This is a genomic window from Enterococcus sp. AZ163 (assembly GCF_050498925.1).
In the GTDB taxonomy this organism is placed as follows: domain Bacteria; phylum Bacillota; class Bacilli; order Lactobacillales; family Enterococcaceae; genus Enterococcus_A; species Enterococcus_A ferrettii.
On record NZ_JBIPAO010000001.1, the window covers coordinates 2408074 to 2434642 of the forward strand.

Annotated in this window: 23 protein-coding genes; 17 read left to right on the plus strand and 6 right to left on the minus strand. The window is 40.2% G+C overall.

Annotated features, from left to right (window positions below; genetic code table 11):
- The first annotated feature begins 69 nt into the window (after positions 1-69).
- The gene (locus IGI46_RS11475) at positions 70-1413 is read left to right on the plus strand and encodes a citrate/2-methylcitrate synthase (RefSeq protein WP_429963276.1); all 1344 of its coding nucleotides are present in this window, start codon (positions 70-72) and stop codon (positions 1411-1413) included.
- Between the two features lie 83 nt (positions 1414-1496).
- On the opposite strand, the gene nox is transcribed toward IGI46_RS11475, so the two are convergent.
- Together nox and IGI46_RS11485 are read right to left on the minus strand one after the other, a co-directional pair.
- Positions 1497-2831: a H2O-forming NADH oxidase gene (nox, locus tag IGI46_RS11480; RefSeq protein WP_429973494.1), complete on the minus strand. Its 1335-nt coding sequence runs from the start codon at positions 2829-2831 to the stop codon at positions 1497-1499.
- A gap of 512 nt (positions 2832-3343) precedes the next feature.
- Positions 3344-4333 carry a LacI family DNA-binding transcriptional regulator gene (locus IGI46_RS11485; protein ID WP_429963278.1) on the minus strand — a complete coding sequence of 330 codons (990 nt, stop codon included), beginning with the start codon at positions 4331-4333 and terminating at the stop codon, positions 3344-3346.
- A gap of 204 nt (positions 4334-4537) precedes the next feature.
- Between IGI46_RS11485 and IGI46_RS11490 the strand changes: the two genes are divergently transcribed.
- From IGI46_RS11490 to IGI46_RS11540, 11 genes are all read left to right on the plus strand, one after another.
- Entirely contained in the window at positions 4538-5764 is a 1227-nt protein-coding gene (locus tag IGI46_RS11490) for an extracellular solute-binding protein (RefSeq protein ID WP_429963279.1), read from the plus strand.
- Positions 5765-5821: 57 nt separating this feature from the next.
- Positions 5822-7177 carry a carbohydrate ABC transporter permease gene (locus IGI46_RS11495; RefSeq protein WP_429963280.1) on the plus strand — a complete coding sequence of 452 codons (1356 nt, stop codon included), beginning with the start codon at positions 5822-5824 and terminating at the stop codon, positions 7175-7177.
- The gene (locus tag IGI46_RS11500) at positions 7178-8020 is read left to right on the plus strand and encodes a sugar ABC transporter permease (protein WP_429963281.1); all 843 of its coding nucleotides are present in this window, start codon (positions 7178-7180) and stop codon (positions 8018-8020) included.
- A gap of 9 nt (positions 8021-8029) precedes the next feature.
- On the plus strand, positions 8030-9724 hold the full coding sequence (locus IGI46_RS11505) for an alpha-glucosidase (protein ID WP_429963282.1): 1695 nt from the start codon (positions 8030-8032) through the stop codon (positions 9722-9724).
- Positions 9714-11393 carry a glycoside hydrolase family 13 protein gene (locus IGI46_RS11510; protein WP_429963283.1) on the plus strand — a complete coding sequence of 560 codons (1680 nt, stop codon included), beginning with the start codon at positions 9714-9716 and terminating at the stop codon, positions 11391-11393. The genes IGI46_RS11505 and IGI46_RS11510 overlap by 11 nt, the downstream gene beginning before the upstream one ends.
- A 13-nt stretch (positions 11394-11406) precedes the next feature.
- The gene (gene gtfA / locus IGI46_RS11515) at positions 11407-12855 is read left to right on the plus strand and encodes a sucrose phosphorylase (protein WP_429963284.1); all 1449 of its coding nucleotides are present in this window, start codon (positions 11407-11409) and stop codon (positions 12853-12855) included.
- A gap of 13 nt (positions 12856-12868) precedes the next feature.
- The gene (locus IGI46_RS11520) at positions 12869-13978 is read left to right on the plus strand and encodes an ABC transporter ATP-binding protein (RefSeq protein ID WP_429963285.1); all 1110 of its coding nucleotides are present in this window, start codon (positions 12869-12871) and stop codon (positions 13976-13978) included.
- Positions 13979-13995: 17 nt separating this feature from the next.
- Positions 13996-14856: an AraC family transcriptional regulator gene (locus tag IGI46_RS11525; RefSeq protein WP_429963286.1), complete on the plus strand. Its 861-nt coding sequence runs from the start codon at positions 13996-13998 to the stop codon at positions 14854-14856.
- A gap of 184 nt (positions 14857-15040) precedes the next feature.
- A complete protein-coding gene (locus tag IGI46_RS11530) occupies positions 15041-16114 on the plus strand; it encodes a Gfo/Idh/MocA family protein (RefSeq protein WP_429963287.1) in 1074 nt (357 codons plus the stop codon).
- A 12-nt stretch (positions 16115-16126) separates the two neighbouring features.
- Complete coding sequence (locus tag IGI46_RS11535; protein WP_429963288.1) at positions 16127-17095, plus strand: sugar phosphate isomerase/epimerase family protein; 969 nt, start codon at positions 16127-16129, stop codon at positions 17093-17095.
- Between the two features lie 11 nt (positions 17096-17106).
- Entirely contained in the window at positions 17107-18165 is a 1059-nt protein-coding gene (locus IGI46_RS11540; RefSeq protein WP_429963289.1) for a Gfo/Idh/MocA family protein, read from the plus strand.
- A gap of 49 nt (positions 18166-18214) precedes the next feature.
- Here IGI46_RS11540 and IGI46_RS11545 read toward each other — a convergent pair whose 3' ends face one another.
- The 4 genes from IGI46_RS11545 to IGI46_RS11560 form a co-directional block, all read right to left on the minus strand.
- Positions 18215-19387, minus strand: a complete 1173-nt coding sequence (locus IGI46_RS11545; RefSeq protein WP_429963290.1) for an SH3 domain-containing protein — start codon at positions 19385-19387, stop codon at positions 18215-18217.
- 8 nt (positions 19388-19395) lie between these two features.
- Positions 19396-20106 (minus strand): TraX family protein, encoded by a 711-nt coding sequence (locus IGI46_RS11550; RefSeq protein ID WP_429973495.1) that lies wholly within the window; start codon positions 20104-20106, stop codon positions 19396-19398.
- A gap of 225 nt (positions 20107-20331) precedes the next feature.
- The gene (locus IGI46_RS11555) at positions 20332-20874 is read right to left on the minus strand and encodes a Gx transporter family protein (protein WP_429963292.1); all 543 of its coding nucleotides are present in this window, start codon (positions 20872-20874) and stop codon (positions 20332-20334) included.
- A 16-nt stretch (positions 20875-20890) separates the two neighbouring features.
- Complete coding sequence (locus IGI46_RS11560; protein ID WP_429964959.1) at positions 20891-21274, minus strand: NusG domain II-containing protein; 384 nt, start codon at positions 21272-21274, stop codon at positions 20891-20893.
- A gap of 108 nt (positions 21275-21382) precedes the next feature.
- Here IGI46_RS11560 and IGI46_RS11565 point away from each other — a divergent pair, with 108 nt between their 5' ends.
- The 5 genes from IGI46_RS11565 (at position 21383) to IGI46_RS11585 (ending at position 26559) form a co-directional block, all read left to right on the plus strand.
- Positions 21383-22453, plus strand: coding sequence for an FAD:protein FMN transferase (locus IGI46_RS11565; RefSeq protein ID WP_429963293.1), 1071 nt, complete (start codon positions 21383-21385; stop codon positions 22451-22453).
- Between the two features lie 212 nt (positions 22454-22665).
- A complete protein-coding gene (locus IGI46_RS11570) occupies positions 22666-22797 on the plus strand; it encodes a hypothetical protein (RefSeq protein ID WP_429963294.1) in 132 nt (43 codons plus the stop codon).
- Between the two features lie 628 nt (positions 22798-23425).
- Complete coding sequence (locus IGI46_RS11575) at positions 23426-24436, plus strand: DUF2922 domain-containing protein (protein ID WP_429973496.1); 1011 nt, start codon at positions 23426-23428, stop codon at positions 24434-24436.
- A gap of 482 nt (positions 24437-24918) precedes the next feature.
- Entirely contained in the window at positions 24919-26082 is a 1164-nt protein-coding gene (locus tag IGI46_RS11580) for a MalY/PatB family protein (RefSeq protein ID WP_429963296.1), read from the plus strand.
- A gap of 72 nt (positions 26083-26154) precedes the next feature.
- Positions 26155-26559, plus strand: a complete 405-nt coding sequence (locus IGI46_RS11585; protein WP_429963297.1) for a MerR family transcriptional regulator — start codon at positions 26155-26157, stop codon at positions 26557-26559.
- The last annotated feature ends 10 nt before the right edge of the window (positions 26560-26569 follow it).

Below are 26569 nucleotides of genomic sequence, written 5' to 3' on the forward strand. Positions count from 1 at the left end.
TAAAATAATGGTGTTATAATGTTTCTTGAATGAAAAACACCAGAAGTGGAAAGTTAGGAGGACATCAACATGTTAGATTTAGAGTTAATGGCGGAGGTATGCCGTCAAAAGGATCATTTGGATGCTTCCTTGTTCACGAAACATAATGTGAAAAGGGGTTTGCGTGACTTAGATGGTAAAGGTGTGCTAGCTGGATTAACCAATATATCGACGATTCATCCCCAAAAAATGGTAGGAGATCAAGTGGTTTCTAATCGTGGGGAATTGCGTTACCGGGGGATTGACGTGAACGACTTGGTGAAGGGGTTTGTTTCAGAAGAGCGTCTAGGATTTGAAGAAGTCAGTTATCTGTTATTATTTGGAGATCTTCCTACCAAAAAACAACTACACGACTTTACTGAGACAATTGCTAAAAGACGAACACTTCCAACAAACTTTGTACGGGATGTTATTATGAAGGCTCCTTCTCACAACATTATGAATATGATGTCTCGCAGTATCCTGACACTGGGATGTTATGACGATAAAACGGACGATATCAGTATTGAAAATGTTTTGGATCAAAGCCTGTCATTAATTAGTATCTTTCCGATGATTGCTGTGTACTCTTATCATGCCTACAATCATTATGCAAAAGGAGAAAGTATGTATATTCATCGCCCAGATGCATCTTTGAGCACGGCGGAAGCAATTTTGACGATGTTGCGGCCGGATAAGAAGTATACCTTCCAAGAGGCACAGACTTTAGATATGGCACTCGTTCTACATATGGAACACGGAGGCGGTAACAACTCCACCTTTACAACACGGGTAGTTACTTCAAGTGGAACGGATACATATTCAACCATAGCAGCAGCTTTAGGCTCGCTAAAAGGACCTAAACATGGTGGTGCGAATATCAAAGTAACGCAAATGATGGATGATTTGAAGGATAATCTTAAAGATCCTGAGGACGACGAAGAAATTGCTGCTTACTTAGAAAAGATTTTGAGTAAGAAAGCTTTTGACAAACAAGGATTGATTTACGGTATGGGGCATGCGATTTACGCAGAGTCTGATCCGCGTGCCGAAATTTTTAAACGTTACGTCGAAAAGCTGGCAAGTGAGAAGGGTGCCTGTGCTGAAGCGGATTTCAATCTTTATCGTAAAGTGGAACGAATAGCTCCAGAGGTTATCTCTAAACGACGCAAAGTATATAAGGGGGTTAGTGCTAACATTGACTTCTTTAGCGGATTTGTTTACCACATGTTAGATTTGCCTCAAGAATTGTACACGCCAATGTTTGCAATTGCCAGAATTGTCGGTTGGTCTGCCCATCGAATAGAAGAGCTGATTAATGTTCAAAAAATTATTCGTCCAGCTTATATGGAAGTTTCGACGGAGATGGATTACACCACAATTATTGATCGTTAAAAAGTTAATCTACATTTTTCACTATAATTTTAATAGTAAAAAAAGAGCGACCTGTTCGAAATTTGAACAGATCGCTTTTTAAATTATTCAGCGCTTAATGCCGCCATAGTGATGTAATTATAAGGTTGGTTGAAGTGAGGCAAGAAGAAAATGTCCAATAGTTTCATTTTGTCGATAGTTACGCCTTCTTCAATTGCTAGGGAGAACATATGAATGCCCATAGCAATTTCTGCTGTGGTAGATGCTAATTGTGCACCCACAACCCGGCGAGAATCTTCTTCGTAAACGATACGAATCTTCACATCATCGTTTTCTTTCATAAATCCAGGTTTTTGAGAGTCTTGGAAATCTGTATATTTTACTTTCAGACCATTTTTCTCAGCAGCTTCCACTGAAACACCAGTTGATACCATATTATAGCCAAAGATTGAGATACCGTTTGAACCTTGAACCCCGGTCGATTCCAAAGGAGTGCCACCGATATTGTGAGCTGCTACAATTCCGGAACGAACGGCATTAGTTGCTAAGGCAATATAAGTGGTTTTCTTCAATGCGTTTGAGTAAATTGTTGCACAGTCTCCTACAGCATAAACTGAATCATCACTGGTCTTTTGATGCAGGTCAACCAAGTAAGCACCATTAGCAAACAATTCTAAATGTTCTTTACCAAGTGCATTGTTTGGCAGGAAGCCGATCGCATTTATTACTAAGTCAACTGGATATTCCCCTTTATCAGTAACAATGGCTTCAACTGTATCGCGACCTTTGTATTCGCGAGCAAGCTCATTAAAGTGCAATTCAATACCATGATCAGCTAGTACTTTATCCATATCATCTGTAAACCATTTATCATAGTAATTTGGCAGAGAACGTCCTGCAGCATCAAACAATAGTACGTTTTTACCACGCCGTTTTGCTGCTTCAGCAATTTCGACACCAATGTAGCCGGCACCGATTACAGCAACTGTTTCAATAGTGTCTTTAGAAAGGATTTCATCTACGGCTTGGCCGTCTTGGAATCGTTTCAAGAAATGGATGTTGTTCAAGTCACGACCTGGTACGTTTGGCGAAATAGGTACAGAACCAGTAGCAAGAATTAATTTGTCGTAGGATTCAACATAGCTTTCGCCATCTTTTTTGACCGCGTGAACTTCTTTTTTTGCGAAATCAATACGATCAACTGTTGTTTCCATAGAAATTTTAGCGCCCTTTGCTTCAAAATCCTCTTTTTTCGTATAGAATAACCCTTCATATGAATCGATTTGGCGTCCCACCCAAAGTGCGGTTCCGCAACCTAAATAGCTTAAGTTGGTATTGCGGTCAATCATCACAACTTCCTGATCTTTGTAAGTATCCAATAACGTGTTTGCTGCAGCGATTCCTGCATGATTAGCTCCAATAATTACTGTTTTAGACATCAAAAAACCTCTCTTTCAAATAGTAGATAGAATCTTTGCTTGTTTTTTCACAATAATAGTGACGGACAATAAAGTGCAGCTGGTTAAAACCGCGGGTTTACCTATTCCTTGAGCACGATGAGACGTTTATCAACTTTTCTTCTTTACAAACAAGAGATAAATGTGACCGTTCTCAAGAAGATTATACCAGAAAACTCAGACCTAATTAAGAATAATTATCAAAAATCTGAATTTTTTTTCAATCTTTTCAAAAAAAGTGGAGGAAGTCCGCTTTGTAAACCATTTCCCAACGTTATTTTTTTGCTTAATGAGAACAGTTTTTTATTAAATATCGTTCTGTTGATTGAGAAAGTTGTGGTTTCTAATGAGAATAGAAAGTTATATTCTGCTTTAATTAGTAAAGTAGAACAATTTTGCAGTTAAAAAAAAGTTACTGATTTTCTTAAACATCTAGTATGTGATTGAATGCATAAAAAAACGCCGCAATGCTTAATTCATTGTGACGTTTGATACTAAACGGATTCGCGAATGATTAATTCAGTTTTTAGGTCAGGTTTCTCAATAAGAGAGAGTTTCCTTTTTTCTATCTTAGCGATTAGGACTTTCGTCGTGTATTCACCCATTTTTTTAATTGGCTGGCGAATTGTTGTGATTTCTGGTGAGGTTAACAGTGCCATTGGTTGATCATCGAAGCCTAAAACAGCTAAGTCTTCAGGAACATTAACTTGATATTTGCGAGCTTCGCTAATAATTCCAGCCGCAACTTCATCTCCATTAGAGAAAACAGCAGTTATTCCGGTTTCCGGATGTTCTACCAACCATCTCAGGAATTTTTTTCCGCCTTCAATGCCTAAAGTATCATTGAAGAACCAGTTTTCATCAAACGTCAAGTTGTTATCTCGCAATGCTTGCAGGTATCCCTTAAAGCGATGATCATGAGGATTCATCACATTACCAGTACAAAAAGCAATTTTTCTGTGACCTTGTCTGATTAAATAGTCGGTTCCTTTGTAGCTTGCTTCTGCTTCATCAATGTGAATAACGGGTAATCTCTCGTTGCCAATGTAACGATTGCATAGGACAATTTTTCCTTCTTCAATTAAAGCGGTTACCTCTTTAGTCGCAGTTTCTAAATTGGTCATGATTATGCCATCTAACTGCTTCTTCTGAACCATTTCGATATAAAACTTTTCCATAGTAGGATTGCCGCGGGTTTGCATGACTACCAGGTGATATCCCAAATCTAAAGCCGTCGTTTCAATCGCATCAACCAAATAAGCAAAAAAAGGATTCGTAATGTATGAGATAATCACACCAATCATTTTAGAGCCTTTGCCTCTCAGTTGTTGAGCAACGTTATTTGGATAATAGTTTAACTCTTCCATGGCTTTATAAATTTTCTTTTTAGTTTTGTCTGACACATAGGGATGATTATTGAGAGCCCGAGAAACAGTGGTGACTGAAACCTTGGCTTTTTTAGCTACATCTTCGATACTTGCCATCTAATTTACTCCTTATTTTTTATGAATTCTTATACTCATTATAGACTAAAATGCCTATATAGCAACAAAAAAATATTATGAAAACGATTGACATATGAAAACGATTGACATATACTCGATCTATAAAGAAAACGCCTTCTATTGGTTGCTGTTAAATGATGAGGTATCGTTTTCACAATTTATTAAAATTAAAGGAGAATAGCCATGAAGAAAAAAGTAGGTTTAAGTATTGTTACGATTTTTGCAGCGTTACTGTTAACAGGGTGCGGTGGAGGAGAAGACAACTCTAACAGCCAAACAGATTCAGACGATGTGAACTTAAAGGTCTGGGTAGATCCTGGTACAGGTGATTTCTATAAGGATGTCGTAAAGGATTACAAAGCGAGCAATGGAATTGACTACACGATTGATGTGATTGAGTCTGACACTGGAAAGGCTCAGGAATTCGTTAAGAAGGACCCGGATGCTGCTGCCGATGTATTCAGTATGCCTCATGATCAGCTTGGTCAGCTAGTAGATGCTGGGGTGGTTTATGAGAACACGAAGTATGCAGATGATGTAAACAAAAACAATACTGAACAGGCTGTCAACGGTGCTACTTATCAAGACAAACTATATGGCTATCCTTATGGGGTAGAAAGCATGATGCTTTATTACGATAAATCTAAATTAACCGAAGAAGATGTTAAAACTTATGAAGGGATTGTCGCTAAAGAAAAAATTGGATTAAATTTTGAGGAGGCTGGCGCGGACTACTTTGCCGTTCCATTCTTTGTATCAAATGGGTCGAAGCTGTATGGAGAAGATGGGGAAGATGCTTCAGGAACCACATTCAATGATGCTAAAGGCGTTAACACCTTAAAATGGATTGCTGCTCAAGGCAAAAATCCGAATGTTGTTCAAGCCAATGCTGATTTAATGAGTCAACTGGAGAACGGTTCAATCGCGGCTTTGGTTAGTGGACCGTGGGGACGTGAGAACATCGAAAAAATTTTAGGGGATAATATGGGAATTACTACTTATCCCACGAATGATTTTGGCGATGGCACCGTTCAAATGAAAGCTTTCTTAGGAGTGAAACTTTACAGTGTAAATGCGAATACGAAGCATCCGTTAGAAGCGATGGAATTAGCCAATTATCTTTCCAGCAAAACTGCACAGGAGCAAGCCTTCGAAAAAATGAATACCATTCCTTCTAATAAGGAATTGCAGCAGTCTGAAAAAGTTGTCAATGATCCTTTAGCAAGTACGGTTGTAAAAATGGCTCAGCCAGAATTTACTGAATTGATGCCTAAAATTCCCGAAATGGTCAGCTTTTGGCCAGGTGCTTTATCAGTTATAAGTGACAGCTACAAAGGCAAAATTCCAGAGGATCAAATGGAAAAGAAATTGACACAATTAGTTGATGACACATCTGCAACTAAAGATTAATTCACTTCGCAGGATGCTTTTGCAGGTATCCTGCGATCATTAAAATGAGGTGGAAAAATGGAAGAAAATAAAGCATTGCAGCAAACCTCTTACAAGCAAATTCTTTCTAATGGCAATCTGGGGGAGAAGGTTGCCTTTGTGATTATGGGGGCAGGAAATCTTGCCGACAAACAAATTATTAAAGGGCTGCTGTTTCTAATTAGTGAGATCGGTTTTCTGGTCTGGTTTTTTATGAAGGGAATTAGTAATCTTCATGGATTGATTACTTTGGGGACAAACCAGCAAGGCTGGATATTTGATGAAACACTGGGTATCAATGTACAAGTGACTGGCGATAATTCCATGCTGCTATTGATTTATGGAATTGCTACAATTATTGCACTTATCATTTTTATCCTATTGTATAAAACCAATTTAAAAAGTACGAAACAACTTTACTACTTAAGAAGTCATGATTTAGCAATTCCTACGTTTATGCAGGATATACGTTCATTGCTAGATGAACGTTTCCATCTTACGTTGATGTCTATACCAATGGTTGGCGTAATTATTTTTACTGTGCTGCCTTTGATGTATATGATCTCGTTAGCTTTCACCAGTTATGATCATAATCATTTGCCGCCAAAAAGCTTATTTGACTGGGTAGGCTTGGCAAATTTTGGTAATGTCCTAAGTGGCCGTATTTCTGGAACTTTTTTCCCACTTCTGGGATGGACGTTAATTTGGGCCTTATGCGCCACAGCAACTAGTTTCTTTTTCGGAGTGCTGTTGGCTTTGTTGATTAATTCAAAAGGAATTAAAGGGAAAAAAGTTTTTCGAACTCTGTTTGTATTAACAATGGCAGTCCCACAGTTCATTTCACTATTGATCATGCAAAACATGCTGCACGCTTCTGGACCGATCAATGCCTTCTTGCAGCAGATTCACCTGATTGACCATCCGATTCCGTTTCTAACTAGTGGATTGATAGCGAAAATCTCAGTAATTGTAGTAAATATGTGGATTGGTATTCCTGTGTCCATGCTTGTAACTACTGGGATCATCATGAATTTGCCAGAAGATCAAATTGAAGCAGCTCACATGGATGGCGCAAATAAGCTTCAGGTTTTTCGTTATATAACCTTTCCTCAAATTTTGTTTGTTATGGCACCGAGTCTGATTCAGCAGTTTATTGGAAACATAAATAATTTCAATGTGATTTATCTGCTGACAGGTGGTGGACCATTAAACAGTGATTTCTATAATGCTGGAGAAACTGATTTATTAGTTACTTGGTTATATAAGCTGACAGTTGAGGTGGCAGACTACAACATTGCTTCTGTTATCGGAATTATTACGTTTGTGCTTAGTGCAGTCTTTTCACTATTTGCGTACACCCGCTCAGGATCATACAAAAAAGAAGGGGCATTTTAAATGGAAAAAAATCGCAAAAGCTCAAAGATAGTAATTTATGCAGCGCTGATTTTCTTGGCAGCAATCTGGGTCTTCCCGATTCTTTGGATATTTTTAACTTCGTTTCGAGCAGAGGGTGGCCAGTTTGTTTCGTATATTATTCCCAAACAATTTACGCTGGACCATTACAAGTTCTTATTCACAAATAATTCCAGTTATCCTTTCCTCAAATGGTTTTGGAATACACTGATTGTAGCAGTTGCTTCTTGTTTACTAAGCACGGCAATTACAATTTCGATGGCCTACGTACTGTCTCGCTTACGTTTCCGTTTGCGAAAAGAATTTTTGAAGGTAGCGTTGGTTTTGAACATGTTTCCCGGTTTCATGAGTATGATTGCTGTTTATTACATTCTGAAGGCACTGAACCTGACTCAAAGTTTGTTGGCATTAGTTTTGATCTATTCTTCAGGAGCAGCATTAGCCTTTTATATAGCCAAAGGCTTTTTTGACACAATTCCGACGTCACTAGATGAGTCAGCTATGATTGATGGCGCAACGAAATTCGAGATCTTTACTAAGATAACGATACCACTTTCTAAACCGATCATCGTTTACACAGCGTTGCAGGCCTTCATGATGCCTTGGATGGACTTTATTTTTGCCAAAGTAATCATGGGAGACAAAGTAGAAAAATACACAGTCGCGATTGGACTGTATTCAATGATGACTCGGGACAACGCTGATAATCTGTATATGGCCTTTACGGCTGGTTGTGTGATTATCGCAATCCCTATTACACTCTTGTTTATATTCTTACAAAAATACTATGTAGAAGGAATCACTGGTGGTTCTGTTAAAGGATGATGGAAAAAAATGGTTGTACAAAATAAAAAATGGTGGCACGAAGCAATTGGATATCAAATTTATCCCAAGAGTTTTCAAGATACGAATAACGATGGGATTGGCGATATCCCTGGGATGATTGAACATTTAGATGATTTAAGTGACTTAGGTATTAATGTGATTTGGATCAGCCCAATTAATTTGTCTCCGATGGTTGATCATGGCTATGATATCAGCGATTATTTACAAATAGATCCTTCCTTTGGTACAAACGAGGATTTTGAATTGCTCATTCAAGAAGCGGAAAAGCGGGGAATTAAAGTCTTAATGGACTTAGTAATTAACCATACTTCCTCTCAGCATGAATGGTTTAAGCAAGCAATGGCAGATTTGGACAGTAAGTATGCCGATTACTACGTCATTCGGGAGGGTCGTGGTGAAGAGCCGCCCAATAATTGGCGTTCGATGTTTGGCGGCAGTGCTTGGGAAAAAATCCCTGGAACCAATAAATACTATCTGCATTTGTTTACAGTTGATCAGCCAGACTTAAATTGGGAAAATCCAGAGCTGCGGCAGGAGCTTTATGAAATTATCGAGTTTTGGCTGACAAAAGGGCTGGCAGGCTTCCGAGTTGATGCGATTTCTCACATTAAAAAAATTTATGACGAAGAAAATTTACCTTCTGACGGACCAGATGGACTGGTGACGGTTTGGGGAAACTACCGCGATGCTCTGGGAATTGGAGAATTTTTGGGTGAATTACGGGACAGAGTATTCAGTAAGCAGGATATTTTGACAATTGCTGAAATGGATGTAGTGGATCCGGAAAAATGGGAAGAATACTTTGGCGACAATGGCTACTTTTCTTCGATCTTTGATTTTTACCACACGGCGTACTCGATTCAAGGAAAGGAATTTGCCAATGATTCTGAGAAGTTTATCGAATTTTTAAAACCGCTAGTATATAAAAAACAGGAATTAGCCAACGGTCGAGTCTTCTTTACCAACTTTATCGAAAATCATGATTTGCCGCGAGCATTGAATCGTTTCATTCCAAAAGAAGAGATTGGTTTCCATAGTGCTTCTGTATTAGGGATGTTTTACTTCTTTATGCGAGGAATTCCAGTAATTTATCAGGGGCAGGAAATTGGAATGGTGGATTATCCAAAGGAAACCATCGACGGATATATTGATTTGGCCACTCACAATAACTATCAAGATTATCTATTAAATGGGTTAAGTGAAACAGAAGCCTTAGCGCAAATAAACATTGAAAATCGGGAAAACAGTCGGACACCAATGCAATGGAATTCTCAGACTAATGCGGGTTTTACAAAAGGAATTCCATGGTTTGCGGTGAATCCAAATTATCCCGGACTGAATTATCAGCAGCAAAAAGAGGATCCACATTCCTTGTTGAGCTTTTATAAAGAAATGATTCAGCTGCGAAAGAATCCGACCTATCAAGAATTGCTTGTTTATGGAAGAGCGGTTCCTGGTTTCGTGGAGGCATCTGGAATAGTTACGTATCAAAGAAAATTAGAGGAACAAACAATCAGTGCTTTATGCAACTTAACAAATCAAACTATAGCGGTAGATTACGATGCTGAGTTTGAAGTCTTATTAAACAATTATGCTGAGCTTGACTGTCAAACTGGACAGTTAACATTATTACCTTACCAAGGAATTATTTTGGAAGAAGCGAGTTCTGTAAATGGAAAATAGGGAATGGTGGAAAGAGTCCGTCGTTTATCAAGTATATCCCAAAAGTTTTCAGGATAGTGACGGTGACGGTATTGGCGATATCCAAGGAATTATCCGGCGGCTGGATTACTTGAAGGAGCTTGGTGTTGATGTAGTCTGGATCTGTCCAATTTATAAATCACCAATGGATGATGGCGGCTACGACATTGCTGATTATTATACCATTGACAATATGTTTGGAACTAATAAAGATTTTGATGAGTTACTTGAAAAAGCTGAGATGCTAGGTATGAAGGTTTTAATGGATTTAGTAGTCAACCATACTTCTGATGAACATGCTTGGTTCCAAGAAGCCTTGCGGGATCCTGAGAGTAAATATCGGGATTATTATATTTTTAGTGAAGGGATTGATGGACAGCCGCCAAACAATTGGCGCACCTACTTTGGTGAATCAGCCTGGGAGCCGGTTCCCAAGGAAGACAATATGTACTATTTACATGCCTTTACTAAGAAACAGCCCGATTTAAACTGGGAAAATCAACAGGTGAGGGAAGAAATTTATCAGATGATTAATTATTGGCTAGATAAAGGCCTGGGTGGTTTTCGGATTGATGCCATTTTAAATATCAAAAAGAGAATTGAAAAAGGCTTCTTTGAACCAGATGGGGAAGATGGATTAGTTTTTATTGGCCATTGGATTTTGAATCAACCAGGGATTGAAGTTTGGTTGAAGGAAATGAATGACCGAACTTTCCGACCTCACAATAGCATGACAGTAGCTGAGGCTAATGTTCCTAGTGAGCGATTGAAGGAATACATTGGATCGCAAGGATTTTTCTCGATGGTTTTTGATTTCAGCTATACCGATATTGATGTACCCAGTACAGGTGAGTGGTTTAAGTTCAGCGGCTGGACCTGGGAGCTGATGAAAAAGCATATCTTTACCAATCAGCTGGTGACTCAAGAAAACGGTTGGGGGGCTCTTTACCTGGAAAACCACGACCAGCCTCGTTCAATTGATAAATATATTCCGGCTGCAGATATCAATGACTACAGCAAAAAAATGCTGGCAACTTTGTTCATGCTCCTGCGGGGGACACCGTTTATCTATCAAGGGCAGGAGTTGGGTATGACCAATATTCAAATGGACAGTATGGATGAATATGATGATATTGCAACTCATGATCAATACAGTCGAGCGGTTCTATCAGGTTTTTCACCCGTGGAAGCCTTAGCTGCGATGAATCGCCGAAGTCGCGACAATTCCCGAACTCCGATGCAGTGGAATACTTCAAAGAATAGTGGTTTCTCTCAAGCTGAAAAGACTTGGATGAAGGTGAATCCGAATTATCATACGATCAATGCAGAAGCTGAATTAGTCAAAGCTGATTCGGTCTTTCACTACTATCGTCAGTTGATTCAATTGAGAAGAGACAACCGTTATCAAGATACATTGGTTTATGGAAAGTTTTTTCCAACGAATGAGCAAGAGAATGGAACGATCATCTACCAAAGAATCCTAGATGGGAAAAAAGTTCTTGTAGCTATCAACTATACAAATCAATCTCAATCAACTGAGATTTCAACTGAATTTGATCAGTATCTATTAGGGAACTACGATCAGCCATACCAAGTGGGAGTTCAGCTTAACTTGCGCCCGTACGAAAGCGTCGTGTTAGCTAATTTTTAAAAGGAGTGAGAATGTGAAGGTTAAAAATGAAGCAATGCTAATTACCTATGCGGACAGCATGGGCAGCAATTTAAAGGAGCTAAAACAGATCCTAAACAGTCAGTTAACAGGAGTCGTTGGTGGTGTACATTTGCTGCCTTTCTTTCCCTCTACTGGCGACCGTGGCTTTGCCCCCAGCGACTATACTGTGGTAGATGCTGCTTTTGGCAATTGGCAGGATGTAGAAGCTCTAGGAGAAAGTTATTATTTGATGTTTGATTTTATGGTCAATCATATCTCGCGGGAGTCGAAGTTCTTTCAAGACTTCAAGGCAAAGCATGAGAACTCTCTTTATAAAGAGATGTTCATTCGCATTCATAAGTTTTTCCCGAAGAATCGTCCGACGGCTGAAGACATTGATTTGATTTATAAGCGTAAGGATAAGGCGCCCTTTCAGAAGATAACTTTTGCTGATGGTGAAACTGAACAGGTTTGGAATACCTTTGGGGAAGAACAAATAGATTTGGATGTAACTAAGGAAATAACCAAAACTTTTATTCGAGAAACTATTGCGGACATGGCTAAACATGGCTGTTCTCTGATCCGTTTAGATGCCTTCGCTTATGCAATTAAAAAGCTGGACACCGATGATTTTTTTGTAGAACCGGAAATATGGCAATTATTAGATGACATTCGTGAAGAAGCAGCGGAACATCAAGTGGAGCTACTGCCTGAAATCCATGAGCATTACTCGATTCAAATGAAAATTTCTGATCATAATTATTATGTGTACGATTTTGCTTTGCCGATGCTTACCTTGTATTCTTTATACAGCGGGAAAAGCGAGCGGCTGGCAGCTTGGTTGCGTATGAGTCCTATGAGACAGTTTACTACCTTAGATACCCACGATGGCATCGGAGTAGTGGATGCAAAGGATTTATTGACTGACGAAGAATTAAATTATACTTCAGAAGAGCTATATAAAGTTGGAGCCAACGTGAAGAAGATTTACTCTTCTGAAAGCTACAATAATTTGGATATTTATCAAATTAATAGCACTTATTACAGTGCACTAGGGGACAATGACAACAGCTATTTGTTAGCCAGAGCACTCCAATGTTTTGCTCCGGGAATTCCCCAAATTTATTATGTAGGTCTATTTGCTGGTAGAAATGATATTGAACTCTTAGAACGAACACAAGAGGGTCGCAACATTAATCGTCATTACTATTCAATAGAAGAAATTGAAGTAGAAGTCCAGCGTCCGGTCGTTCAGGCATTGTTCGACTTGCTACGTTTTAGAAATACTTCAGCTGCTTTTGACTTAGAAGGAGAAATTAACGTGGAAACACCTTCTGCACAAGAGATTATCATTGTTAGAACCAGTCAGGATGGGCAGACAGCCGCCCGTCTGGAAGCAAATTTAGAGAATAAGAACTTTCGCATCGTGGAAAATGACCAAGTAATAGTCGACAATAAATAAAAGAGGTGCATTTATGGTAGATATAGCTTTAAGAGGTGTGCATAAAAAATATGGTAATAATGACAAGTATTCAGTAACGGATTTCAATCTTGAAATTAAGGATCAGGAGTTTATTGTCTTTGTTGGCCCTTCTGGTTGTGGAAAATCGACAACCTTACGAATGATTGCGGGCTTAGAGGATATTTCTGAAGGAGAATTATTGATTGGTGGCGTCCTGATGAATGATGTGGCACCAAAGGATCGAGACATTGCTATGGTTTTCCAGAACTATGCATTGTATCCTCATATGACAGTTTTTGACAACATGGCTTTTGGGTTGAAATTACGCAAATACCAAAAGGAAGATATTCAAAAACGAGTAGAAAATGCTGCAAGTATCTTAGGCTTAACTGAGTATTTGGATCGGAAGCCGGCCGCGATGTCAGGTGGACAACGACAACGGGTCGCATTGGGCAGGGCAATTGTACGAGATGCGAAGGTATTCCTAATGGATGAGCCTCTATCCAATCTAGATGCCAAATTACGGGTAGCGATGCGAGCGGAAATCGCCAAGCTGCATCAACGTTTGGAAACTACTACAATTTATGTCACTCATGACCAAACAGAAGCAATGACTATGGCAGATCGAATCGTCATTATGAAGGATGGATTTATTCAGCAGATTGGTTCACCAAAAGAGGTCTACAATTCTCCTAGAAATGTTTTTGTAGCGGGTTTTATTGGATCACCGGCTATGAATTTCTTCCATGTTACTCTAAATAAGGGTGTTATTCGTGATGGACAAGGGTTAGAATTGAAAGTACCAGAAGGAAAAAATAAAGTATTGCTGCAAAAAGGTTATGAAGGCAAAGAAGTCATTTTAGGGATTCGTCCGGAGGATATTCATAATGAACAAATTGTTTTGGAATCTTCACCAGAAACGACAGTAAAAGCGCAGATTGAAGTATCTGAACTGCTAGGAGCAGAAATCATGCTGTATTCTAAGAGCGGAAACACAGAATTCGTGTCTAAAGTAGATGCTCGTGAGGTCTATCAGCCAGGGCAAAAAATCCAGTTGGCCTTCAATCTAAATAAATCACACTTTTTCGATACAGAAACCGAAGAAGTTATTACCATGCCTTAAGCAGAACAAGGAGTTCTATGAGTAAATATATTGAAACGCCGCAGCTAAATCCACTGTTTCCCTTTCGTACGTTTATTTCCTATGGCTGGGATATTACCTATCCTCATTGGCACAAGGAAGTCGAAATTATTTATTGCTTAAAGGGGACGGTCAACTTGGGTGTCAACGAGCAGGTACTTAAACTGAAGGAAGGGGATGCCTATGTTTTCCCTAGTGGCGAGGCTCACTTCTTTTTGGCTTCGCCTGATAGCGAGCGAATTGTTTATCAATTTGACTTAAAACTCTTTCATAACATAGAGAATCTGATGATCTCCAACCGATCCTTGTATGATTTATTTGGCAGCATTCCCAGTTATAGCATGATCTGGCCACAGTCAATTAAAGAAAAGATCACCGATCTTTTGCTGAAGCTGTTTCATTGGTCGACTCAAACGGAAGAAGGAACTGAATATGAAATGGCTGGCTTGCTGAATCAACTGATTGCATATTTTTACAAGCTTCCGACGATCGAAAAGTCAGTTAACCAGTCGCGTCAAGCTATGAAAAATCAGGAAGTGATGGCTTGCTTGAATTCAGTTTTCACCTATGTGGAAAGTAATTTTTTGACGGCAATTACCATGGAGGAGGTCGCAAATTATGTGGGCTTTAGCCCCTCGTACTTTTCTCGCTTTTTCAAAAAGCATGTAGGGACTTCTTTTATTCAGTATTTGACTGAATATCGAATTAATATTGCCAAATACATCTTAGGCACCTCCGAGCAACCCTTAACTGAAGTTGCCAGTCAATCAGGTTTTGCCAGTGTAAAGACATTTCACCATGTGTTTAAAGCTCAGGTTGGCATCTCGCCAAAGCAATTTCAGAAACAAATAGATCAGTAGTTTCATTCCAGTATCTCACGGAGGATGCTGGTTTTTTGTTATCTTAACTTTTTTTGAGAGAATTATAAATGTTTAGCATCGAGTAAAAAAACGCAAAATTCGGGAACTTTTGGTTAGGAATAAAGGAAGAAATCCTAGATTGGTTTCACTATACTATAGGTAAATAAAGAATATGGAGGAATTTATGAAGCTGAAGATTGGAATTATCGGGTGCGGTGGAATTGCTAAAGGAAAGCATCTTCCGGCTTTAGAGCAAATTAAGGAAGTCGAATTAGTAGCTTTTTGCGATGTTATTTTGGAACGTGCGGTTAATGCACAGGTAATCTTTGGAACCGAGGATGCTAAGGTTTTTACTGATTACAAGGAAATGCTGGCAGAATTGTCATTGGATGTAGTGCATGTGTGCACCCCTAACTCTTCTCATGCAGAATTAACGATTGCTGCTTTAGAGGCAGATTGTCATGTAATGTGTGAGAAACCCATGGCTAAAACCTCGGCTGAGGCGAAGCAGATGATCGAAGCTGCTGAAAGAACCGGCAAAAAATTGACCATTGGCTACCAAAACCGTTTCCGGACAGATTCACGATATTTGCAAGAGGTTTGTCAAGAAGGTGCATTAGGAGATATATATTTTGGTAAAGCGCATGCGATTCGTCGCCGAGCAGTTCCTACTTGGGGTGTTTTCCTTGATGAAGAAGCGCAGGGAGGTGGGCCATTAATTGATATTGGTACACATGCATTAGATTTGACTTTGTGGATGATGAATAATTATCAGCCTAAATATGTAGTCGGCAAAGCTTATCATAAGCTAGCTGATACGGAGAATGCGGCTAATGCCTGGGGATCATGGGACCCGGAAAAGTTCAAGGTGGAGGATTCAGCTTTTGGTTTTATTGTGATGGAGAATGGGGCCAGTATCTTCCTAGAATCCAGCTGGGCGTTAAACAGCTTAGGTGTGAAGGAAGCGAAGACGACACTTTGCGGAACTAAGGGTGGAGCAGATATGAATGCTGGATTGACCTTGAATGGTGAAGATCATAGTTTATTGTTTGAAAAGAAAATCGAATTAGAAACAGGCGGTGTCGATTTTTACGATGGTGAAGGAGACGACCCGGCGTTGACAGAGGCTCAGTCTTGGATTACTGCAATTTTAGAAGATCAAGAGCCGATAGTGAAGCCGGAGCAGGCGCTAGTCGTAACAGAAATATTAGAGGCCATTTACGAATCATCAACCACTGGTCAGCCAGTCTTTTTATAGGAGGAACAAGCGATGAAATTAGGTGTATTTACCCCACTATTTAACAATTTAAGCTTTGAGGAAATGATTGATGCAGTAGCTAAACAAGGTTTACAGGCTGTTGAGATCGGAACAGGCGGATCGCCAGGAAATGCTCATTTGGATATTGACAAGCTGTTAAACAGCAGGGAAGCGCGTCAGGAGTATTTGGCAAAATTAGCTGATAAAGGATTAAGTATTTCTGCTTTAAGCTGTCATCACAATCCGATTTCACCAGTAAAAGAAACGGCTCAGGAAGCCGATGAGCTACTGCGCAAAACAATTAAATTAGCAAGCTTAATGAATGTTTCTGTAGTCAATGGTTTCTCAGGTGTTTCCGGCGGCAATCCATCTGACACGCAGGTAAACTGGCCGGTATTGCCGTGGCCGACTGCTTATAATGATAATTACAATTACCAATGGGAACAAAAGCTAATTCCTTATTGGCAAGAAATCAATACGATTGCTGAAGCTGCGGGTGTAAAAATAGGGATCGAATTGCATGGTGGATTCTTATGTCATACGCCTTATACGATGTTGAAGCTGCGAGAAGCAACCGGAAAAGCAATCGGTTGTAATTTAGACCCGAGTCACTTGTGGTGGCAGGGGATTGATCCAGTAGCCGCGGTCAAAATTCTGGGTAAAGAAGGCGCCATCCATCATTTCCACGCCAAAGATACCTACTTGGATCAAGACAATATCAATATGTACGGTTTAACAGATATGCAGCCATATAACAATGTACAAACTAGGGCGTGGACTTTCCGGACTGTTGGTTGTGGCCATGACTTGAAGGTTTGGTCAGATATTATTTCGGCATTGCGTTTGTATGGCTACGATTATGTATTAAGTATCGAGCATGAAGACCCAATTATGTCAATTGATGAAGGGCTAACGCGAGCAGTTACAAACCTAAAAGGTATTATGATCAAGGATCAGCCAGCTGATATGTGGTGGGCATAGGGAGGAAATAAATGAAACCAATCAATTTTGCGGTTATCGGGTATGGCGGTATGGGCAGCTATCATGTGCATACTATCATGCCAAAAGAACAAGAACGTGTTCAAGTGATCGGAACCTATGATGTGTCCGAGGAACGTCAAGCTGTTTCCGCAGAAAATGGGCATATACTTTATCCTAGTTATGAAGCAGTATTATTAGATAAACAAGTTGAAGCAGTACTAATTGCCACTCCCAATGATGTGCATAAGGAATTAACGATCCAGGCTTTACAGGCTGGGAAACATGTGGTTTGTGAAAAACCGGTGACGTTGACAACAAAAGAGTTTGATGAAATACTGGCGGTTGCCCATGAGACCGATTGCGTTTTTATGGTGCATCAAAATCGTCGCTGGGACCCGGATTTTCTTATTATTCGTGAGCTCTACAAAAATCGGAAAATGGGTGATATCTTCCAAATTGAATCGCGAGTACAGGGCGCCAATGGAATCCCAGGTGATTGGCGTCACTTGAAGGCTCATGGTGGTGGAATGGTGTTGGACTGGGGCGTTCATCTTTTTGACCAATTATTGTTTTTAGTAGATTATCCTATCCAAAAAGTATCTACTGATTTGAGTTATATTTTAGGTGATGAAGTGGATGATGGCTTCAGCTGTGTCCTGACTTTTGAAAATGGATTGCGGGCTGTAGTGGAGGTAGGCACCACCAACTACACAAAATTACCGCGTTGGTATGTGAAAGGAACTGAAGGCACGGCTAAAATTGAGGATTGGGATTTGTCTGGCGAAATGGTCGTTGCTTCAAAAAATGAGATCTTATCCGCACCGCAGCCGATTCAAGCTGGTGTCGGATTAACGAAGACCATGGCACCACCTTCTGAGGATTCAACTATTAAGCTACCGTTTACAAAGCCTAAAGCTGAATATGTGTCCTTTTATCACAATTTTTATGAAGTAGTTCGTCATCAAGCAGAACCGATTGTGAAAAATCATGAGGTACACAGAGTAATGGAGCTGATTGATCGTATTTTGTTGGCGGAGACCAAGGCGACAACAGAATTACAGGTAGTCTAATGCAACAGAAACAGGGAGATAAGCCAACCGGTTTATCTCCTTGTAGTGATTATTCGGGTATTTCGCTGTAGGTAGAAGACAATACAAAATCGCCGTTTCCTTTTTGATTTTGTAAAACATCTAAGGCATCAAGATCGTTGAAATGCCACCATTCCGAAGCCAATGGCGTTAATCCGCCGATAGTGATTAGGTAGTGCTGAAGTAAGGCAACATTGCCGCTGTTATTAGGATTTGCAACAGCACTTTGCCAAGCGGTGCGATCATTGGCGGCCACCGGCTGAGTGTAGATAGCTGATTGTGTACTCAATTCGTGCATAGCTGTGTGCATCGGATACTCAGTGGAGTTTTCTACCTCCGTGATTAAATACTTGCCAACTTTCTTCTGCTTGGAAGTGTCAATTTTGGCAACCGTTACATCAATTGCATAGCCTACTTGGTGGTTAGACACTTTAGTAGAAATGAACCAATCGATTTGCCAGGGCTGTGAAGCGATACCTGCCATAATTTCTGGTGTCGCTTGTGCTAGCTGCATCAGCTGATTTGCAACATTTAACTGTACTGGTAATGGGCGAAAACCTTCATAAATGACTAAGGTATTACCCTCCGACAAGGCCGCTGTTTGAGCTTGCATAATTTTTCCAGCCATATTGTATAAGACGGGTACAATGTATTCTTCCTTACCCAACCGGTCATTTAAATCTCGGCTTTCATACAACACCTGTCCAGTAACATTAGGAATAGTGTGTCCAGAGGAAGTGAATAATGATTTAGTATTATTCGTGATGTTGTATTGGATCGAAGGAATCAAATCCGGCAAATTCACCATACAATAATTACTATCCAGCCACCCCGTTTGGCCCTCGACGTTTACCTGCAGCCAGCCATTCTCTTCCTTTAAAATGGTAAAACCAGTTCCTGGCTCTAAACGTCTTAGCTCAGTGCTTTGAATAGTATTGGCCTCTCTCAATGGAAGGGTGATAGACACATAACCGGTTGCACCCTGCAGTGGTAATTCGTATTGTCCCTGGTAAACTTCACCCGTAAGCTCCGGAGTTTCCTCGGTTGAAGCAGTCTCTTGGCTAATTGAAGATGACTCTTTAGAGGGGACGGCTGTTTCTGTTGTTTGACTACTGCCGGATTCAGAAGTTTCGTTGTTTTGCTGGCAACCGGCCATTGTCAATAATAGAACACCAGTAGTAACTAGTAATGCAATTGATTTCATGTTGACTCCTATCTGATCAATATTTTTAGCAGCTCAAGCAGGAGTAAATGTCCTGGGTAAAACAAGTAAAAGCCCCATTTCATCCATTTACCGCCGCGTCCTTTTCTTCCATGATATAAGGCCAGCACCGGAATAGCCAGTACGATTCCGATTTGATACAAATCAGCTGTTCCGTAATCCCGCAACAGTGGGTATAAATGAAAGACGATTCCTATCAACAGAAAACTGAGCATTTGTTTTTTGAAGTTGCCGCGAAATAGTCCAAAGCCAAGAATCCAAAGTACAGAGACGAAATTCCAATCCGCCCAAATAGCTAGCAAGCAGCATAATCCTACAAAAGCAATCTTTATCCCGAGATTAGCTGCTGAGTGTTTGACGAAAATTAAGGCCATTAATCCAAGTGCTAATCCCCACAAAACGCTGGTGGCGCCGAACAGCGGTAGATTAAAATAAATGACATAGGGAAAATGTGCCAGCAAAGCAAAAAGAACTAAGCGTTGTAAATATTTTTTTCGATTCGAGGTAAAAAACTCCCCTTCAGCCACGAAGTAACACATAATCGGCGCACACAAACGACCGAAAACCCGCATAACGAACCAAATTGGTTGGTCGCTAGGAATAAAGACACTGGCGAAATGATCTAAAAACATTGCAGCGATTGCCAGATACTTAAGAAAGTTGGCGGATAAATCAAATTTATGGGATACAGCATGTTCCATCGGTCAATGCTCCTTCATTAGTTATTGGCACCTCTGAGTCTTGAGCATTTGACCACTCAAAAAATAGTATTTGTCATAGTAGCGGCCAAATGTTTTGGAAAGAATAAAACAATTACCGTATTTTGCTTAAATAATGATTAAGGGAAATGATATAGAAAGCACTAAAAAAAAGAAAGAATCCTGCTTTAAAGCACCGATTCTTTCTCTTTTTCTAATGTTTTGATGTTATTTGGTAAGATTTCTTCGTTCATAAGCCAATTGAAATTCCTGCAAGGTTTTAACCCGTTGCAGCAAGTAATTTGAGGCCATACCAATAAAAATACCGGATAAAACACCTAAAGACAAGAGGATTGGCAGGTAGAGCATGACTGACCAGGATTGTGCAATCATAGCAGCAACAATCAGCTGTCCAATATTGTGCAAAAAGCCGCCGGCAGCGCTAATCCCAACAATGCTTACTCGTTGAGGCCCTAGCTTTTTTACTCCTAACATTCCACCGTAGCTGAGCATAGCCCCACTGGCACTGTAAAGAAATGTTGAAACGGTTCCTCCTAGCAAGGTAGTCAGCAGCAGTCGCAACCAAATCAAGAAAAAGCTGTCTCGGTTGCGCATGGTAAATAAGGAGATGACGGTGATCAGATTGGCTAATCCCAGCTTAGCTCCTGGTGCAAAAGCAAAGGGATACGGAAGCATATTTTCCAGTAGCCCTAAAACAACTCCTTGGGCTACCAGTAATGAAATAAAGAGCATTTTTTTAGTTTTTGCCATGCTGAGCTCCTTTCTGCTAGACAATTTCAATCACTAGTTTATGGGGCAGGCAGACAATCGTTTCCCCTTTTTTTTCAATCCATCCTCGACGAACACAGACTTGATCGCGGCAGCTGGCTTCTTTTACTCGGATTTTCTGATCGGTTACTTCAATGATATTGTAATCACCATCTGTGTCCTCATATTGATAGGTAAACGTCTTTTGATCCTCAACCAGATCGAAGCGGCGAATCTCTTCACCGTCAATGCGCAGAACAGCTTCCAGACTATTGGCTGCGGCTTGTTTTTGATAAATGGAAAAAAACAATAAAGGAAGCAAAGAACCGACTAGCAGCAGTCTGATGATAATGCTATCCCAGGGCCGCCATAAACTTTTATCAAAAAAATGGTTTAGTTTGATGGCTGTCGCCTCCTTTTCTAAGTAAAAAGCTGCTTTTTCTTCTCAGAGTAAGTTATACTTTTACTGTATCATAAGTAAAACGAGAATAGAAAACAAAAGGTGAAGGAAATGAAAAGAAGGAGCAGTTTGCTCAGCCTATTGCTATGCATGTTTTTTTTAGCTGGCTGCAGTCGACAAAACGATTTGCGAGAAGAGCCTTATTCAAAGGAAAGTTTTTCGCTAGGCACGTATATTCGGATTCGAATTTATGATGAAGACAAAGAAGCTGCACTGGAGCCAGCCTTTCAACGGATTGACCAATTGGAGGCGCAGCTGACTACTGACTCAGAAGAACATACCTCGGAAATAGAAAAAATCAATGCACAGGCTGGAATTCATCCGGTCAAGGTTTCATCAGATGCTTATCAACTAATTAAGAAGGCAGCTGAGTATAGTGAAGAATCGGCGGGAGGGTTCAATTATACGATTGGTGCTATTACCCAATTATGGTGTATCGGTCGTGAAGATGCCCGCAAACCAGAGCAGTCAGAAATTGAGGTGGCAGTAAAAAAAGTTGATTATCACAAGGTTACCTTTTCTGATGAGGCACAAACTGTTTTTCTGCAGGAAGCCGGTATGCAAATTGATTTAGGGGCAATTGCCAAAGGATATATTACTGATGAGGTTGCGAAGACCTTAAAGCAAGAAGGCGTGACCTCGGCTATTCTGGATTTAGGCGGCAATATTTATGTGCTGGGGAAGAATCCTAATCAGGAGGATGGCCGTTGGACAGTGGGGGTTCAGGACCCTAATTTGGCACGGGGCGTAACAATTGGAACCCTCCGTACCACCAATCAAACCATTGTGACATCAGGGATTTACGAACGCAAGCTGGAGATGGACGATCAGATATATCACCATATTTTTGATTCTACTACCGGCTATCCTTACGACAATGACCTAGCCGGTGTGTCGATTATCACCAACCAATCGATTGATGGGGACGCTCTGTCAACATTAGTTTATAGCAAAGGTATCAAGGCAGGACTGAACTATGTCGAAAAAGAAACCGATGAGAATACTGATGCCATTTTTGTTAGCAAGGACAATCAGATTTATGCAACAAAGGGGTTGGAAGGGAACTTTCAACTGGCAAAGGATGCAGATTATATAATGGGAGATCGACAAAAACTGGAGTAGAGGAGGAAGTGTCACGAGGCACCTCTTCCTCTATTGTGGTTTGTTTTCTAAAGATGAAAAACTCTTATCGAAAAAGTTTTTTCTATTAACTTTACTTTAAGACTAAGAGTAATGATATAAGACAAGTAAATGAATTGATTTTGTTGTTGACTTTGCTGCTAAGCGGATGTAGAAACACACAGGAAAGTAATTATGAAAATAACGTTTATAACATGAAAACAGAAGCAGAATTCAGTCAAATAATTCAAACTCCTTTTAGTGCCGAAACAGCGATGACTAGTCAAGTAATCGAAAATGAGGAAGGAACAGCTATGAACCATTTACTAATTATTGTTGGTAAGTAAATTTTTCGCGAAATGTTAGTTAATATGGAAACTGCGAAAGCCTTCAAAGCAGTCCTGTCCTTGACAATTGCGAGGAATGATTTGCTTGACTTAACACAGGCTTTGGGGCAGTGCAGCGTGGAAATCTCCGTTGAGTTAGCAGAGTAATAAAGAAGAGTTTAAGTGGGGAAATGTTGGTAATAATTTCAAGTATAGTCTAAAGTAAATGGGATAGACTATACTTTGGAAATATTGAAAAAATTGGAAACACGTGGAAAAATAACAATCTGTATAATTAGCATGGTGATCCTACAGGTGAAGGCGAAAATACAAGGTACAAGATTAAATGAAAGATATGACCTTGTACCTAACAATTTTTGGTATTTTCGTCTTTCAAGGAGTTAAACTCTATCGGAACTTGAAAAAAATTATCGTTCTCCAAAAACTAATCTGGCGCTTTTTTTCACAGGTTACTTCTCTTCTTTGAAAAAAAACTATTGACAGCCTTTTCATGTTTCGATACTCTATAGGCGTCGATACATGAAAAATCAGAACCCAAAATATCCAGATACCGTTTTTGACTTTTGCAGGATTCTGGTGAATAAATGAAACCGCAAACATAAAACTGAGTGAAAGAGAGAAAAGAGATATGTTAAGTTTAGTAGCAACTTTTGAAAATAGTGATGGCAGTCGTCAGAACTGGACCTTTAAAAATCCTGATCCCAATAAACCAGCAGCAGAAATTCGGGCTGCTTTAGAAGCGATGGCAAATTTGCCTTTATTTGAGAAAGATGGTGTTCGTCTGTTCACCAAAGTCATCAGCGCAAAATTCGTTGAAACCATTGAACGTCCACTGTTTGATTTCAGCAAAGGCAAAGTTGATCTTAAAGCGATGCAAATGGAGCAATCTGTTCCGTCAAATACAACCACCAAATCGCTTGAATCTGCGGAATCCTCAATGGGGAAAGCTGCTCAAAGGGTGGTAGCTCCAGTTAAATCCACAATGAAAACTATCAAAGAAACAGTTACTACAGCTAAACCAGCAGTAGAGACTGTTCAAACCAATAAACCAACAACCAAATCGCCTCAATCCGTGGTTGCTTCGGTTCAAGTACCTAAAAAATCTTTTGAAGCGATGATTGATCAAGCACAATGCTCTTTTTCGGCAATGACCAAATCTGATCAAAAGCTAAAGACTGTGTTGAATCCAGTTGTCCCAGCTAAATCTGCTGTAAAAGTACCAAAGACAGTTGGCAAATCAGCAGTTCATCAAGCGTCTAATATACTTTTAAACCCGGCAGTCCAAGCGATGCAATTAAGTGAAGTCTTAGCAGCCGCAAAACCTAAAAATATCCAATCACAAATCACTTTAAACCAGCATACATCTATGAATCGACCAGTGATCACACCGCCAAAAAGCGAGCGCGATCAAGGTTTGATGGAAATCCTGCTGCCAGAAGAAACGGTAGCAGCGATGAGCGATCAGGAGCTGATAGCTTTTGTCACTTCTCAATTGCCAAAGGGAATGGTCTTGACGAATTTCAACATCGAAGATTTGCGTGCGTCGTCTAAGGAAAGCAGTCCTCAGCTGGAACGCTTGAAGAGTCAGCTGAGAAATACCGGATCAGGCAAGAAAAAACGAGGCAAAAAGAATCGTTAGTTTGTTGCGTCCAAAAAGGGAGTTTTCTTCAAGCTGATGATGAACAGAACAAAGGCGACGCTCTGAAGCTGAGCAAAATTGCAAAGTCTTCCCTTAAGCTGGAAATTTCTGCAATTGATCGGTGGAAGAAGCTAAGCCAAAATCGATCATTTGGACATGTAATCACCGTTTCGACATGTTGTGGCTTAGAAATATGCTGGGACAGCGATTGACCGATGAAAAATTTTTCAGGCGTGTTAATTACTGTGTGGGTATTTTTTTACTAGCTGAAATTCGTATCCATAGTTCCAACACCTTACAACCGTCTTGTTAAAAAAGTAGAGGGTTGTGTTTGGCGTACATTAAATAGAAATACCGAGAGCTTTCTATTACATGGGTTGTTTGTCTGAAAATGATAAACAACTTTTTTATTTTCCCTTGACTTAAAGTTAAGGTTAAGGTCTATACTTGATCTGAAATCACGGAGAACAAGGAGGCTTTTTATGGCAAATTTTGATCAGGCAATTGATCGTTTTGATACCCATTCGTATAAGTGGGGTATTGCAAAAGATGAACTGCCGATGTGGGTAGCAGATATGGATTTTCAAACAGCACCAGCAGTAATTGATGCGATTAATCAGCGAGCAGCCCATGGAGTATTTGGTTACAACACGGTACCGCCGACGTTTAACCGAGCGGTTGCCAATTGGTGGAAGCGGCGGCACGGTGTTATGCTCCAAGAAGAATGGATTATGTATTGTACAGGTGTAGTTCCGGCGATTTCTTCTATTGTGCGCAAATTGACCAAGGTCGGTGATCAGGTACTGATTTTTTCACCAGTGTACAATATTTTTTATAACTCGATTGTTAATAATCACCGCATTGTTTTATCCAGTGATTTACAATATGAAGCAGGGCAATATGCTATTGATTTTGCCGACTTGGAGAACAAGCTGGCTCTCGAGAATACATCGCTACTGATTTTCTGCAACCCTCATAATCCGATTGGGAAAATTTGGGAACCAGCAGTTTTAGAAAAGGTGGGACAATTGTGCTTGAAGCATGGAGTGGTGATTATTAGTGATGAAATCCATTGTGATTTGACCTTTCCAGGAAAACAGTATCATCCCTTTTATGCGGCTTCCGCTGAGGTAACAGAAAATGTGATTATGTGCTGCGCTCCCACAAAGACGTTTAATATCGCGGGGCTGCAGACAGCGGCAATTGTCGTGAAAAATGAAAAATTACGCAAGCTAGTTAGTCGAGGAATCAATACGGATGAAGTAGCGGAACCGAACAGCTTTGCAATTCAGGCTGCGATAGCGGCGTTTAATGAGGGGGAGACTTGGCTCACCGAGCTGAATCACTATCTTTATGAAAACCGTCAATCAGTCGAAGCTTTCGTTACCGAACAGCTGCCAGAAATCAAGGTGGTTTCCAGTGAAGCCACATATCTGGCATGGTTAGATTGTTCGCAGCTGACCGATAATGCCGAGGAATTATGTCAATTTATTCGCAAAAAAACCGGATTATATGTGACAGCTGGTGCTATTTTTGGAGCGAATAGTCAGGCCTTTATCCGATTAAATTATGCTACAACTAAAGAGAAAGTGAAGGATGGCCTGGACCGCCTTCTTCACGGAGTGCAGGGATTTAAAAGTCAGTGAAGCTGTCGAGAAAGTCGTTAGAAGTTAAAATACATGCTATAGTATAAGTAGAAAGAGCTTGAGGTGAAGCAGATGAACATATCAGAAGCTGCGAAATTAATGGGTGTTACAGCGGTCACGTTACGTTACTATGAACGAGTTGGGCTGATTCCTCCGGTCACTAGAAAAAACGGTGGGGTTAGAGATTTTCAGCAAGAAGATTTGAACTGGATTGAATTTATCAAGTGCATGCGCAGCTCAGGACTCTCGGTAGAATCATTAATTGAATATACAACGTTGTATCAGCAGGGGGATGCTACCTTGGAGGAACGTAAACGCCTGCTACAGGAAGAGCGAAATCAGCTAGTAGCCAAGTACGAAGAAATTGGTGCGACAATTCAACGGCTAAACGGTAAAATTGAAGATTATGAAAATGGTAAGTTCCAGGAAGCAGAAAAACGGCTGCCAAACTGGACGACAAAAGAAGCGATGAGCTAATTGGATAAGT